Here is a 13736-nt window from a genome sequence, read left to right as displayed (position 1 = left end):
ATTGAATCGCATAGTGGGGTGGTATGACCGAATTGCTGACATCTGCTCAAATGCGCGCCATCGAGCGCGCCGCGATTGAGTCGGGTGCCGTCACCGGGCTGGAGCTAATGGAGCGCGCCGGGCATGGCGTGGTTGATGCCGTGTTCGCCGAATGGCCGGAGCTGTCTTTGACGTCACATAGGGCGATTGTGCTGTGTGGTCCGGGCAATAATGGTGGTGACGGATTCGTGGTGGCGCGGCTGCTCAATGGCTGGGGGTGGGAGGTTGAGGTTTACCTTTACGGTGATCCAGAACGGTTGCCGCCGGATGCCAAGGCGAACCACGCGCGATGGTGCGCTTTGGGAGAGACGATTCCCTGGGATGACCAAAAGCAAAGAGATCATTTTGAAGATGAGGACACGTCGTTTGATCTGGTCGTCGATGCTTTGTTCGGAACGGGCCTGACACGCCCGATGCCGGAAGACACTTGTGCGACATGGTACGGCCTTATGCCGGGACCACTGCAAGACATGCGCGCAGAAGGCGCCCCAAAATTTGTGGCTGTGGATATCCCAAGCGGCATTTGCAGCGATAGCGGGCGTGATTTCGGCGCGATGCCTGCACATCTGACTGTCACCTTTCACCGGGCCAAAGTCGGTCACTATCTCAGCCAGAACTGCGAAAATTATGGTGGGGCCTACGGTTGCGGTCGGCTGAGGGTCGTCGATATCGGTCTGGGTCCGACCTGCCCATCCGATGCCGTGTGGAAGGTTTCGGGGGCGCGTGAAAGGCTCGAAAAGCTTAGCACCGGCCATAAATACTCACACGGTCATGCGTTGATCCTGTCGGGCGGTCCGGGGCAAACGGGCGCGGCACGGCTGGCGGCGCGGGGCGCGTTGCGGATCGGGGCGGGGCTGGTCACCGTGGGCGTGCCGCCCGCAGCGCAGCAAGAGGTGGCAAGCCAGATCACTGCGTTGATGTTGAAGCGCGTTTGCGATGGTGCTGCATTGCAGGCTTTGTTGCAGGACCCGCGCTTCAACGCGCTATGCCTTGGACCGGGGTTGGGGGTTGAACGCGCGCGTGAATTGGTTCCGGTGGCGTTGGCGGCGCAACGTGCAACGGTTTTGGACGCGGACGCGCTGACTGCATTTACACAGGATCCAGAGGCGCTGTTTGACATGCTGCACAAGGACTGCGTTCTGACCCCGCACGGGGGCGAGTTCAAACGCCTGTTCCCCGACATTGCCGCGAAATTCGATGCGAGGCCAACTAAGGGCCCAGCCTACTCCAAGGTTGATGCTACGCGCGAGGCGGCCGCAAGGGCCGACTGTACCGTGTTATATAAAGGAGCGGATACGGTGATCGCCGGACCGGACGGGCAATGTAGCATCAGTTCGGCCCTCTACGACCGTACAGCGCCTTGGTTGGCGACGGCGGGGTCCGGTGACGTGCTGGCCGGTTTTATCGCCGGACTTCTGGCACGTGGGTTTTCCCCGATCGCGGCGGCGGAAGCAGCAGCCTGGCTGCATGTGGAATGCGCGCGCAGCTTTGGTCCCGGCTTGATCGCCGAGGATATGCCGGAGGAGTTACCGAACGTGTTCAGGCAGGTCGGTGTGATTTAGCGAACGACCGCAAGGGCAGGGTGGTGAGATGCCAGTTCAAGGCCGCTGGCATAGATGACTTGAGGCGTGTCAAACACCAGCGTGAAAACGGAATGCCGGGCCTCGGGCTGCAGCGTCAGAAAAGCGCCGTCGACCAGTCGCGCGGCGGCGACCAACGCTTGCTCTTGTCCGAACATCGCCTTTGCACGCCAGTCGCGGATCAGGATCATCTGCCCGACGGGCAGATCCACATCACCCTCAGGCCGGGTGTGCCCCAGCGTGCCTGCGCGAATGCGGACGGTTTCACAGGTTAACACGTGGTGGTGAATGTTGCGCAGCGCCACAAATCCTGCGCCGCGGGTAATGATCTTGTCACCCGCACTGAGCGCTTCGACGGGAAACTCGCCATCCTGCGTCAGTATTAGTGTTCCGGCCAAAAGGCCCTCTGGTGTGGAATTACGACGCGTCGCGGGCTGTTGCCCGTCGTTGCGCCCGACCGTATTCGGTTTCATGGGCGTGTCCTGCTGCTGCCTGCTCTTTTTCTACAACCTTAGCGTCTGCACATATTTTTGTCGCGCCCTTTTTTGCGAAGGTGTTTTTCCTCTCGCTTCCCCTCAAAGGGTTTGCTAGACAGCGCCGGAACAGCGGGCGGCCCCCATGAGGCAATGGGCGTTGCCTGTGAGGTTTTCGCGGGTGTGGCGGAATGGTAGACGCACCAGATTTAGGTTCTGGCGCCGCAAGGCGTGGGGGTTCAAGTCCCTTCACCCGCACCAGAGACATGGAAAAGGACGAATAAATGCAGGTCACCGAGACCCTGAAAGAAGGCCTGAAGCGCGGCTACGAGATCACCGTCGCGGCCACCGAGCTGGACGCGAAAGTTGCCGAAAAGCTGAAAGAGGCGCAGCCCGAGGTCGAAATGAAGGGCTTCCGTAAGGGCAAGGTGCCGATGGCGCTGCTGCGCAAGCAGTTTGGTCAGCGTCTGCTGGGCGAAGCCATGCAGGAAACCATCGATGCCGCAATGGGCCAGCATTTTGAAGACAGTGGCGATCGCCCCGCGCTTCAGCCGCAGGTGGTCATGGTCGATGGCGATAACTGGAAAGAGGGTCAGGACGTTCTGGTCTCGATGACCTATGAAGCGCTGCCTGAGATCCCTGAAGTTGATTTCAAAGCAATCTCGCTGGAGCGTCTGGTGGCCAAGGCCGATGATGCGTCGGTCGACGAGGCGCTGGCCTCGCTGGCGGAAACCGCACAGGATTTTGCTGATCGTGATGAAGGCGCTGCGGCCGAAGAGGGCGATCAGGTTGTGATCGATTTTCTGGGCAAGGTTGACGGCGAGGCGTTCGAGGGCGGCGCGGCGGATGACTACCCGCTGGTTTTGGGCTCGGGTTCGTTCATCCCCGGATTCGAAGAGCAGCTGGCCGGCGTGAAGGCCGGTGACGAAAAAGAAGTCAGCGTGAAGTTCCCCGAGGAATATGGCGCGGCCAACTTGGCTGGTAAAGACGCAGTATTTTCCTGCACAATCAAAGCAGTGAAAGCGCCCAAAGCGCCCGAGCTGGATGATGAGCTGGCCAAGAAATTCGGCGCCGAGGATCTGGCCGGTCTGAAAGCTCAGATCGCCGAGCGTCTGGAGGCCGAGTACAAAGGTGCCGCACGCGCGGTGATGAAGCGCAAGCTGCTGGATATTCTGGATGGCATGGTGTCGTTTGACCTGCCGCCGTCGCTGGTCGAAGCCGAGGCAACTCAGATCGCGCATCAGCTGTGGCACGAAGAGAACCCTGATGTGCACGATCACAACCACGACAAGATCGAGCCGACCGAAGAGCACAACACTTTGGCTGGCCGCCGTGTGCGTCTCGGACTGCTTTTGGCCGAACTCGGACGCAAGGCCGAGGTTGAAGTAACCGACGCAGAGATGACCCAGGCGATCATGGCGCAGGCGCGTCAGTATCCGGGGCAGGAGCGTCAGTTCTTCGAGTTCATCCAGCAGAACCAGGAAATGCAGCAGCAGCTGCGTGCGCCGATCTTCGAAGACAAGGTCGTGGATTACATTGTCGAGCTGGCAGACGTCACCGACAAGGAAGTCGGCAAAGACGATCTTCAGAAGGCCGTTGAGGCGCTGGACGACGAATAATCCCACAGGGTTTTCAACGAATTCAAAGGGCTGCCCGGAAACGGGTGGCCCTTTTTCGTATGTGGCGATGCTTCGGGCGGGATGTGGGCGCGCTTGACCGGGCTCGAGGGCAGGGGCACTCTGGTCGGGTATGATCAGGGAGGATCGGCATGGAATACACAGGCTTCAGTAGGGACGATTTTGACAGGTTTCGCGCCAATGACCGGTCTGGGCCGATCCATATGCTTAATCTGGTCAAGTTGCGCGATGTCGCCGTGTATCCTGACGGGCGCAAGGCCACGGGTGCCGAGGCCTATGCCGCGTATGGCACGGGCAGTCAGCCAGTTCTGGAACGATTGGGCGGGCGGGTGGTTTGGCGCGGCGACATGGAGCAGATGCTGATCGGCCCGCAGGACGAGATTTGGGATCTGTGCTTTATCGCAGAGTATCCGGGACCGCACGTGTTCGCTGATATGATCAAGGACGCGCAATATCGCGAGGCGATGGTGCATCGGCAGGCGGCGGTTCAAGATTCGCGGTTGATCCGAATGGCTCCGCTACCGTCCGGCGCCAATTTCGGATCATGAGATACCACCACTGTTGCCTTTGAACGGGAGAGATTCAAAGGCAACAGCCGTGAGTGGTGGTCGGTCGTATCAGGCGTCGAGGCGACGCGGTGCCGCGCCTTTCAGAAGGTCTGCCAATTCGCGTTTCAAAGCGACAGCGGCGGCATACTCCTCTGGGGTTGAAGCGTTGGCAATCTGCTCTTCACAGTAGCTGCGCAGATGGTCGCTGCGATAGGCTTCGGTCGGAGCGGGTGCTGCAACCGGGGCATCGGTGGCGGGAAGCGCCGAACGGGCAGGTACACCGGTTTCGCGGTCGACGCGCGCGTTGAACAGGGCCAGCGCTTCGTCTTCATCGGCAAAAACATCGTGGGAGATCCCGGCGTAGTTGCGGATCTCGTTGATGCGTTCGTCTGTGCAGTCCAGCAAGGCGGCCATGGCTTTGACCTTGCCCATCGGCACGGTCGCGCCGACATAGCCGTAAGGTGCGGCCCCCGAGCGTTTCAGCACGCGGTTCATGACCGGGTCGATTACGGTCACAATATCGGTGATCCCCGCGTTCTGCGCCCATTGCAGCGAGCCGATCATCACCTCACAGGTAACCTGCGAAATCGTGCTGGTTGCATCTTCGCGGCTCAGGCGTTTGGTATCGACGCAGAACCGTGTGGATTCCCACAAGGTCGAGCTGCGCAGTGGCGGCTCGCCGTTCAGGATCGACTGAAATACGTCTGACAGCATATGCGGCCCGGTCGTTTGCAGCGCCCGAACGCAGCCAACAACATGGCCATCGTCATCCAGGCAGATGAAATAAGCCGGATCAAGGCGGTCGAACTGGTCAATCTCAAGACCATTCGTGATATCGACTTCCCATCCCAACCGGCCGCCAAACACGCGCGCCCGAAGTTGGAACATTTCTGTCAGAACGTCTGCGAATTTTTCTCTGTTAAGTGCATCTACGACAATAATCATGGCAATTTCCCCAAATTTGCGACTAAGGGAACGCTACCAAGGATTTCGCGCTAAGGTTATTGGGGGTTTCCCGTAGTCTGAGTTGACGTTCTGGTAACCTTAGCCCGGGTGGATTATTCCGAAACTTATTGCGCGACCGATGGCCTGAGCCGTCGTCAGGGCCGCCAGCTTGTCGCGAGAAGAGCGGATATGTACCTCGACCGTGCGGTGCGAGATGCTGAGGATATCGCCGATATCCTGCTGGGATTTGCCCACGGCCACCCATTGCAGGATCTCGCGCTCGCGCGCCGAAAGGGCAGGGCGGCGCAGGATGCGCGACAGGGAATCTGTTTGCATAACCGAGTCGTGCAAGACAACTGCGGCCATCTGCAAATCCGAAGCGTGGTGGCGTGTATGCTTTTCCCAATCGCTATCTCCGCAATTGAGGGTCACGCTGAGCAGCCCGCATTCACCGTAAGGCCCGCGGACTGGAATCGTCAGGCCGCGGTCCGAGATGCCAAAATCATGCGCATGACTGAAAACAGACAGGAATTTCTTGTCGCGGTCCAATCGGTCCCAGTTGACCGGCGCGATACTGCGGGCTGACATGTGCAGAGTCGGATCAATCCGGTGAAAACCGCTTTCAGCATAGTGTGTTTTCCACTCGTCCGGGTACGTGGCGTAGCCCTGCATCGTGCCGACAATCGGATTTGCGGTGGCATAGGCGGCATAATCGAACCCATATTGATCACACAACGTATCAAGAAAGGTGACGAAACCTTCGTCCTTTCCATCCAGAAGACTGAGATCGATCAGATCCATTTATACGATTCCTCTGACCACAAGGTCATGGCGGTGTGGCGGTGTCGAGCGGATACACTGGATGATCGACAGATCCCGCACGCGGGTGTCAGAGATGTGATCAACATACATGTTTGTCCTGCTCATTTTCCTCTCCCACCGGGGCCGCCCCTTCAGAAAAGGGCCGGATGAACGAAGGGTATTCGTGTTGGCGTCCTAACGGAGAAGAAGCAACGAGGAAAATAACGCTAAGTCAGCGTGCCCCAAATCTTTTCCCGAATCAATGGGGAAGGAAGAGAAACGTCGAATGCCGCGCAGGGTTAGCTGCGCGGCATTCTTTGCATCAGAAGGTCTGAACCTTGCGATTAGTCTTCGTCCGAAGCTTCTTCGGAAGGCGAACCGCCTATGTCGTCGTCATCCGACGCTGCAGCCCCTATATCGTCGAACAGTTCGGCGATCTCGAATTCGGCTTCAGCTTCGGCTTCGGCTTCCAGTTCCTGAATCGACTTGCCCGAAGCTTGCAGCTCGGCTTCTTCGGTCGAACGAGCAACGTTCAGCTGGATCGTCACTTCGACTTCAGGGTGCAGCACAACGCGAACGTCATGCAGACCGAGATCTTTGATCGGGTTGATCAGGACGACCTGTTTTTTGTCGACAGAGAACCCACCGGCGGTGGCGGCATCGGCCGCGTCACGCGTGGTAACCGAGCCATACAGCGCGCCACCATCAGAGGCCTGACGAATCACGATGAACTGCTGGCCACCCAGCTTTTCACCCATTGCTTCGGCTTCTTTGCGGGTTTCCAGGTTCTGCGCTTCAAGCTGCACTTTGCGGGCTTCGAAGTCGGCGATGTTACGCTGCGACGCGGTCAGCGCCTTGCCCTGCGGAAGCAGGAAGTTGCGTGCAAAGCCGGATTTGACGTCAACGACGTCGCCCATCTGACCAAGTTTGGCCACGCGTTCCAGAAGGATAACTTGCATTGTCTGCTCTCCTTATTTCACAGCATAGGGCAGCAGGGCGAGGAAGCGGGCGCGTTTGATGGCGCGAGCCAGTTCACGCTGCTTCTTTGCCGAGACGGCGGTGATACGCGAAGGCACGATCTTGCCACGCTCAGAGATATAGCGCTGCAGCAGTTTCGTGTCTTTGTAGTCGATCGCAGGCGCATTGTCGCCCGAGAAGGGGCATACTTTGCGACGGCGGAAAAACGGTTTAGTTGCCATGGTTTAGCGTCCTTTCTTGAGGCTAGGGATCAACGACGCTCGCGGCGGTCGCCACGATCACCGCGGTCATCACGTTTCTGCATCTGGACCGAAGGACCTTCTTCGTGGCCGTCGACCTTGATGGTCAGAACGCGCATTACGTCGTCATGCAGGCGCATCAGACGCTCCATTTCCTGTACTGCCGTCGCCGGGGCGTCGGTTTTCAGGAAGGCATAGTGACCCTTGCGGTTCTTGTTGATCTTGTAGGCCATCGTTTTGACGCCCCAGTACTCGCTTTCGACGACTGCGCCGCCGTTGTCCGCGAGGACGGTGCCGAAATGTTCGATAAGCCCTTCAGCCTGCGTGTTGGACAAATCCTGACGCGAGATGAATACATGCTCGTAAAGCGGCATGTGCACTCCTGTTCATGTTCAGGCGCATTTCATAGGATGGGCTGACCTTCCGCGACCCATCCACGAGAGACTGCGCGGTTCAAAAAGAAAACTGCGAAAGGAGGTGCCCCTTTACGCTTCTTCGCACATCAGCGCAACCCTGCCATGTTGGCGCAATACCAGTCCCCCGCGCCTTGTTTTGCCCATTCTAAGACAAATTTGTGCCTTTATTCCTTTGCACTGTGAAATCAGTCATGGAGGCGGGCAGATGAACACACCGACACAGAGTATCGTTTTGGGGCAGCCGGATGAACCGATCAGCCGCATTGGCCAACTTGCACGCGGCACTTTGGTTTTCGCGGGCGTTGTTTTATGCTTGTCAGCCTTTGGTCTTTGGCTGGTCCCCACCGAGAGCCCGGATTCAGGCAAAGCGCTGATGCGTTGTCTGGTGTCTGTCTTGTTCAGTGGCACAGGACTTGCCTTGTTCTTTGCAGGCCGCTCACCGGGCGTTGATGAGTTCCGTCTGGATGCCAAGACCGGGTATCTAAGTCATATTCTACGCGGCGGCGACGGAATCGCCCGGCTGCAACGCCGCTATGCGCTGTCCGAGCTCGAGGAACTGAGCCTCACCGATGATGTGCTGATCGTTCGGGCGCCGGGCGGGCGAGAGCTTCTGCGCGTGGCACTATCGGGGGCAGCGGGGATGCCTGACCTGAATTTGCTGAAATCAAAGTTCGCGCAAGTCTCGCTCTGACCCTGTTCATCGGTCCACAGTCGGTGTGGGATTGTGCGGAATTGCTATCTTTCGGGGAAAAGAGGACCATTTCGGCATCTGTAAATGGCCACACACAGGAGTGCCCAAATGAAATCTGCTATTTTTGCCGGTCTTGCTGCCACCATGCTGAGCGCGGGCGTTGCCCAAGCCGAAGCTGAGAAATACGTTCTGGACGCAAGCCACAGCCAGATTGTCTTCACCTATAACCACCTTGGCTTTTCGACCGGCGTCGGCATGTTTTCGGGTTTCAGTGGCGAAATAATGTTTGATCAGGCCGACCCCGCGTCGTCTTCGGTTACGGTGTCGATGCCTGTGATGTCGATGATCACCGGCTGGCAAGAGCGTTTCGACCATTTCATGTCCCCCGACTTCTTCGCCGCAACCGACGACGAGATGGTAACATTCTCGTCCACGGGTATCGAGGTGACGGGTGAAACCACTGCCATGATTACCGGCGATCTGACGCTGAACGGCGTGACCAAGCCGGTCGTGCTGGATGCCAAGCTGAACCAAGCGGGCGATCACCCGATGGCGGGCAAGCCATGGGCGGGTTTCGACGCAACCACAACTCTGATCCGCAGCGACTTTGGTCTGGGCATGTTTGCCCCCTATGTTAGCGATGAAGTTGAGGTGATTATCTCGATCGAGGCCATGAAAGCCGAATAATTCCGGCCTTTTGAGAACAAAAAAACCGCCGGGCAGTGTCCCGGCGGTTTTTATTTGCGAAATCGGTCAGGGCGCTTTGTGTGCCACCAGGGTGAATTCCACCAGGACCGAAAACGCCAGCGTCCCTTCATCTTCCACCTTTGCGCCAATCCCGAAGGCGCGCCGATCCAGCGTGACCTGACCTGATGCGGTGGCGGTGTCGTCTTGGACGTCAAGCACAAAGGGCAGGCTGATCGGAACGCTGTGGTCCTTGATTGTGAGTGTTCCATCAGCCCGCAAGTCATCCCCATCGCGCAAGATATCGGCCTCGAAAACGGCGGTGACAAAGCTGTCGGCATCGAAATAGTCCGGCCCCATCGCCTGTGCTGTGACCGAGCCCAGCGTAAGAGAAGGGATCGAGACCGTGACCTTGACCGCGCCGTTGCGATCTGCGGTCAGATCCTCGGCATAGGTGATGCTGGCGGTCCAATCGGCAAAGCTGCCGGTCACAGGATGACCAAGTTGGGTTGCGGTCAGGGACAGGGTGCCGTTTTCAACCTGCCAGTCGCTTTCAACGGCTTGCAATGCTGCGGTGGTCGCGGGCGGGGTATGCGGCGAAAACAGACCCGCCGCGCCGCCAGCCCCCAGTGCCCCGGCCCAGATCACCAGCGCGCTGAGGACAGAGACAAGATGCGAGGGCTGCGCCGTTGTGGGCATGCCTGATGTCCCGGAAAACAGCATCCGTCGCAGGGTGGCATCGCGCTCAATCAGGTGATGCTTCAGCGCGCCCGCCACATGCAGCGCAATAGCGCCCGCCAGAACCAGCTGAAACACGAAATGCAGCGTGGAGAACAGCTCGGACAGGCTCGGGCTTTTTGGGATGAAGGGCAGGGATTGCCCAAACGGCCACCAGATCGGGGCGAAGCCATCGGCTGCGGCATGGTGGATCCATCCGGTCAGTGGAACAAGCACCAGCGATCCGTAAAGCAGCCAGTGCACGGTTTCCGCCAGCCAGGCCTCGGTCCGTTCATCGCCATTCAGCAGGCCGGGCTTGGGCTGTGCCAGAGTCCACAGAATGCGCAAGATGGCCACGGTGAACAGGCTGACTCCGATGGTTTTATGCAGCGAAAACAAAGTTGTCGCGCGGGCAAGGTCGATATCTGTGCTGGAAATTGCCGGGTCGGCGATACGCTCGGCCAAGCTGCTGGCCAGCCACCCGAGCGGAAAGGCTGTGAAGATCAGTAGGGCGGACAGCCAGTGAAAGGTTTTGGTGACTGCACCATAGCGCGTGGCGGTATTGGTCAGGGGCATGGTATCGCTTTCAAAATTGAACTGATTTTATGCTAGGGTAAAAAGACGCTGCCGGAAATGCGGCTGGCTGCACAAATGCCCTGCGTAATTTGACAGAGCGGTGCACTGCGCGCCGACGCCGTTTCACTTGTGAACATGTCTTGGGCCGTTTACACCACCGCAAACTTTAAAGGGATGAGGGCCACATGACCAAAGCATTCGTTTTCCCCGGACAGGGGGCGCAAACCATCGGTATGGGCAAGGCCCTGGCCGACGCATATCCAGCGGCCAAGGCCGTGTTCGACGAGGTCGACAATGCGCTCGGGGAAAAGCTGAGCACGCTGATCTGGCAAGGCGAACAGGACCAGCTGACCCTGACGCAGAATGCGCAGCCCGCGCTGATGGCCACGTCGCTGGCCGCACTGCGTGCGCTGGAGGCCGAGGGCGTGGTTCTGGCGCGGGATGCGGCGTTTGTCGCGGGCCATTCACTGGGCGAATATTCGGCGTTGGCGGCGGCGGGGGCGCTGAGCATTGCAGACGCGGCACGGCTGTTGCGCACGCGCGGGTTGGCAATGCAGCAAGCGGTGCCGGTCGGGCAGGGCGCGATGGCGGCGCTTCTGGGACTGGACTTCGCCACCGCACGCGAGGTGGCCGAGGCCGCAGCGCAGGGTGACGTGTGTCAGGCCGCGAATGACAATGACCCGGCGCAGGTTGTGGTGTCCGGTCACAAGGCCGCCGTTGAACGCGCGGTCGAACTGGCAAAGGAAAAAGGTGCTAAGCGCGCCGTGTTGCTGCCGGTAAGCGCACCGTTTCATTGTGCCTTGATGGCACCGGCGGCCAAAGCAATGGCCGAGGCACTGGATGACGTGGATATCTCTGCCCCCGTCGTGCCATTGGTGGCGAATGTGCGCGCCGAAGCGATCAGTGATCCGGCCGTGATCCGGTCGCTGCTGGTTGAGCAGGTGACCGGTTCGGTTCGGTGGCGCGAAAGCGTGCTGTGGATGGCCGGACAAGGCGTGACCGAAGTGTGGGAGATCGGCGCAGGCAAGGCGCTGTCGGGGATGATCCGCCGGATTGACAAGACAATCAGCTGTAAGGCCGTGGGGATGCCCGAGGACGTGAAAGCCGCCACGGCGGCCGGAGAATAAGGAGCAGACATGTTTGATTTAACAGGAAAATGCGCGCTGATCACCGGGGCATCCGGGGGGATTGGCGGTTCGATCGCGAAGGCACTGCACGGAGCGGGAGCCACCGTTGGGCTAAGCGGAACGCGTGTTGAGCCGCTTGAGGCGTTGGCGGCCGAACTGGGAGAGCGGGCACATGTGCTGCCGTGCAACCTGAGCGACAAAGATGCGCTTGAGGCGCTGCCAAAACAGGCTGCTGAAGCCATGGGTGCGGTCGATATTCTGGTCAATAATGCGGGCATCACGCGTGATCAGCTTTTCATGCGGATGTCGGACGATGAATGGCAATCGGTCATCGATGTGAACCTGACGGCAACGATGCGGCTGTGTCGGGGTGTGATGCGCCCGATGATGAAGGCGCGTTGGGGCCGGATCATCAATATCTCATCCGTTGTGGGCGCGATTGGCAACCCCGGTCAGGCGAATTACGCGGCCTCCAAGGCGGGTGTGGTCGGGATGACCAAATCCATCGCTTATGAGGTTGCAAGCCGGGGGATCACCTCGAACGCGGTGGCGCCCGGGTTTATCGCCACGGCGATGACTGAGAAGCTGACGGAAGAGCAGAAAACAGCGATCAACGTCAAGATCCCTGCTGCGCGCATGGGCCTGCCGGAAGAGATCGCAGCAGCGGTTTTGTATCTGGCCAGCCCCGAGGCGGGGTATGTTACCGGCACTGTGCTGCATGTGAATGGCGGCATGGCGATGGTCTGAGGACCGAGAATCGCCGGGCAGAGACCGCAGATGCGGTTTCTGCATTTGCGAAACCGTTTGCCTTGTGCGCACCATGTGCTATAGGCCACGCAGATTTTCCGGGGGCCGCAGTTTTTGGCCGATGGAAGTCCCATCTTGCGGGACAGGAAGCCGCCCGATAGACAGGGCACTTGAGACGCCATGCCCGAGGGCGAGGGCAACAAACGGGCCAAAGCGCCCAAAACGGTATGAGGACTTGATATGAGCGATATCGCAGACCGCGTGAAGAAGATCGTTGTAGAGCACCTTGGTGTTGAAGAAGACAAGGTGACCGAGAACGCCTCGTTCATCGACGATCTGGGCGCGGACAGCCTGGACACCGTGGAACTGGTGATGGCCTTCGAAGAGGAATTCGGTATCGAAATCCCCGACGATGCAGCTGAAACCATTCAGACTTTCGGCGACGCAGTGAAATTCATCACTCAAGCTTCGTAAGCAGAACCGGCTTTATGCCGGTTCACTCAGATATTTTTTTGGAAAACGGCGCCTTTCGGGCGCCGTTTTCTGTTTTGCTGATGCGGTTGGCTGGCGATGGACGGACCACAGATTGAATCAGGTCGGAGTCCAGATGATGGGCGAACGACAGGCCGGCAAAATTCGCGTTCTGCCACGTCAGATGGGCGGGGTATGGCCGGTTCTTGATCCGTACCATCATCTTGTGCCCGGCGTGTAAAGGGATGTGCAGGCGAAGCTTCGCTCCCAGCTGACTTAGATCTATGATCTCGGCATCATAGATCAGACCGTCCTGTTCAACCTGACATGGCACCGCGCAGACGAAGCGCCGGGACCTGCGTTGCTTTAGATAAAACCGCTTGGACAGCACATATCCAACGCAGCCAGCGCTGACGCCAAGTGCGGTTAGAATCGCCCCCAGACGCGACAAGGGAATCGCCCCGCCGGGAACCTGCGCATATGCGCGGGCGCGCCACTCTTCATCCTCGTTGCAGCGCATTCGCGACACGATGTTTTGCAAAGCCGCCAACTGGCTGGCCAATCCGGCGTTCTGTGCGACGGATCTGGCATATTGCGGCCCGCCACGGTTCAGCGCGGACAGAACAAGGTTCTGCGTGGTCAGAAACTGGCTGATTTCAGCCGCGTCGCCGGACATGCCGCTGTCCCGCAGTTTCAGCCGCACATCAAGCAAAGAGTAGCGGTCGGCGTGTCTGGCGGTGATCAAGGCCACCTGTTCGGTATCGAGGGGCCCGCTCAACTGGCCCGAGAGGGCGGTCCCGTTGTAGTACAGCGTCGCCAGCCATGTGTTGATCTGGCAAGGTGCCTCGGACAGCGCCCGATTGCCCCAGAACGCGATGAGACAGGTAACCAAAAATATCTGAGGGTATCGTTTCATCGCATCCGAATCTGGCGGTCAGTTCGCACCAAACTCACACAGCCGAGTTAATGGGGGCTTATCCTGAGCGAAACCCGACCGCTGTGATGCAGGACACACTGCACGGTCTTGCGCCTTTTGGGCAATACAAGCTAATGAGGGGGGCGCGAAA

The 13736-nt window shown here is 59.0% G+C and carries 17 protein-coding genes and 1 tRNA gene; 9 read left to right on the top strand and 9 right to left on the bottom strand.

What is annotated here, in order from left to right; translation table 11 throughout:
- Positions 1–23: 23 nt before the first annotated feature.
- The gene (locus BSF79_RS13570; protein WP_090270369.1) at positions 24–1601 is read left to right on the top strand and encodes an NAD(P)H-hydrate dehydratase; all 1578 of its coding nucleotides are present in this window, start codon (positions 24–26) and stop codon (positions 1599–1601) included.
- Here BSF79_RS13570 and BSF79_RS13565 read toward each other — a convergent pair.
- Positions 1598–2092, bottom strand: a complete 495-nt coding sequence (locus BSF79_RS13565) for a Hint domain-containing protein (protein ID WP_090270368.1) — start codon at positions 2090–2092, stop codon at positions 1598–1600. The two genes, BSF79_RS13570 and BSF79_RS13565, sit on opposite strands and share 4 nt — an antisense overlap.
- 177 nt (positions 2093–2269) lie before the next feature.
- On the opposite strand from BSF79_RS13565, the gene BSF79_RS13560 reads away from it, so the two are divergent.
- The 3 genes from BSF79_RS13560 (at position 2270) to BSF79_RS13550 (ending at position 4277) form a co-directional block, all read left to right on the top strand.
- Positions 2270–2353, top strand: a tRNA-Leu gene (locus BSF79_RS13560).
- Between the two features lie 23 nt (positions 2354–2376).
- Positions 2377–3711: a trigger factor gene (gene tig / locus BSF79_RS13555; RefSeq protein WP_090270367.1), complete on the top strand. Its 1335-nt coding sequence runs from the start codon at positions 2377–2379 to the stop codon at positions 3709–3711.
- 149 nt (positions 3712–3860) lie between these two features.
- Positions 3861–4277, top strand: coding sequence for a DUF1330 domain-containing protein (locus BSF79_RS13550; protein WP_090270366.1), 417 nt, complete (start codon positions 3861–3863; stop codon positions 4275–4277).
- A gap of 69 nt (positions 4278–4346) precedes the next feature.
- Here BSF79_RS13550 and BSF79_RS13545 read toward each other — a convergent pair whose 3' ends face one another.
- From BSF79_RS13545 to rpsF, 6 genes are all read right to left on the bottom strand, one after another.
- Complete coding sequence (locus BSF79_RS13545) at positions 4347–5222, bottom strand: acyl-homoserine-lactone synthase (protein ID WP_090270365.1); 876 nt, start codon at positions 5220–5222, stop codon at positions 4347–4349.
- 99 nt (positions 5223–5321) lie between these two features.
- A complete protein-coding gene (locus tag BSF79_RS13540) occupies positions 5322–6023 on the bottom strand; it encodes a LuxR family transcriptional regulator (RefSeq protein WP_090270364.1) in 702 nt (233 codons plus the stop codon).
- Positions 6024–6149, bottom strand: a complete 126-nt coding sequence (locus BSF79_RS20240; RefSeq protein ID WP_281248644.1) for a hypothetical protein — start codon at positions 6147–6149, stop codon at positions 6024–6026. It abuts the gene before it with no gap.
- A gap of 218 nt (positions 6150–6367) precedes the next feature.
- Positions 6368–6982 (bottom strand): 50S ribosomal protein L9, encoded by a 615-nt coding sequence (rplI, locus tag BSF79_RS13535; RefSeq protein ID WP_090270363.1) that lies wholly within the window; start codon positions 6980–6982, stop codon positions 6368–6370.
- A gap of 12 nt (positions 6983–6994) precedes the next feature.
- Entirely contained in the window at positions 6995–7222 is a 228-nt protein-coding gene (rpsR, locus tag BSF79_RS13530; protein ID WP_090270362.1) for a 30S ribosomal protein S18, read from the bottom strand.
- 29 nt (positions 7223–7251) lie between these two features.
- Positions 7252–7614, bottom strand: coding sequence for a 30S ribosomal protein S6 (gene rpsF, locus BSF79_RS13525; protein ID WP_090270361.1), 363 nt, complete (start codon positions 7612–7614; stop codon positions 7252–7254).
- A gap of 247 nt (positions 7615–7861) precedes the next feature.
- On the opposite strand from rpsF, the gene BSF79_RS13520 reads away from it, so the two are divergent.
- Positions 7862–8347 (top strand): hypothetical protein, encoded by a 486-nt coding sequence (locus BSF79_RS13520; protein WP_090270360.1) that lies wholly within the window; start codon positions 7862–7864, stop codon positions 8345–8347.
- 108 nt (positions 8348–8455) lie between these two features.
- Positions 8456–9034 (top strand): YceI family protein, encoded by a 579-nt coding sequence (locus tag BSF79_RS13515; RefSeq protein ID WP_090270359.1) that lies wholly within the window; start codon positions 8456–8458, stop codon positions 9032–9034.
- Positions 9035–9100: 66 nt separating this feature from the next.
- On the opposite strand, the gene BSF79_RS13510 is transcribed toward BSF79_RS13515, so the two are convergent.
- On the bottom strand, positions 9101–10324 hold the full coding sequence (locus BSF79_RS13510; protein WP_090270358.1) for a cytochrome b/b6 domain-containing protein: 1224 nt from the start codon (positions 10322–10324) through the stop codon (positions 9101–9103).
- A gap of 185 nt (positions 10325–10509) precedes the next feature.
- On the opposite strand from BSF79_RS13510, the gene fabD reads away from it, so the two are divergent.
- The 3 genes from fabD (at position 10510) to BSF79_RS13495 (ending at position 12672) form a co-directional block, all read left to right on the top strand.
- Positions 10510–11451, top strand: a complete 942-nt coding sequence (gene fabD, locus BSF79_RS13505) for an ACP S-malonyltransferase (RefSeq protein WP_090270357.1) — start codon at positions 10510–10512, stop codon at positions 11449–11451.
- Positions 11452–11460: 9 nt separating this feature from the next.
- A complete protein-coding gene (gene fabG / locus BSF79_RS13500; protein WP_090270356.1) occupies positions 11461–12198 on the top strand; it encodes a 3-oxoacyl-[acyl-carrier-protein] reductase in 738 nt (245 codons plus the stop codon).
- 240 nt (positions 12199–12438) lie between these two features.
- Positions 12439–12672: an acyl carrier protein gene (locus BSF79_RS13495; RefSeq protein ID WP_090270355.1), complete on the top strand. Its 234-nt coding sequence runs from the start codon at positions 12439–12441 to the stop codon at positions 12670–12672.
- A 22-nt stretch (positions 12673–12694) separates the two neighbouring features.
- Here BSF79_RS13495 and BSF79_RS13490 read toward each other — a convergent pair whose 3' ends face one another.
- Positions 12695–13585: a PilZ domain-containing protein gene (locus BSF79_RS13490; RefSeq protein WP_090270354.1), complete on the bottom strand. Its 891-nt coding sequence runs from the start codon at positions 13583–13585 to the stop codon at positions 12695–12697.
- Positions 13586–13736 lie beyond the last annotated feature (151 nt).

It is taken from the genome of Thalassovita taeanensis (assembly GCF_900110775.1).
Classification (GTDB): domain Bacteria; phylum Pseudomonadota; class Alphaproteobacteria; order Rhodobacterales; family Rhodobacteraceae; genus Litorimicrobium; species Litorimicrobium taeanense.
Note: the sequence above shows the minus strand (reverse complement) of the source record. Positions and strands in the feature narration are given on the sequence as shown.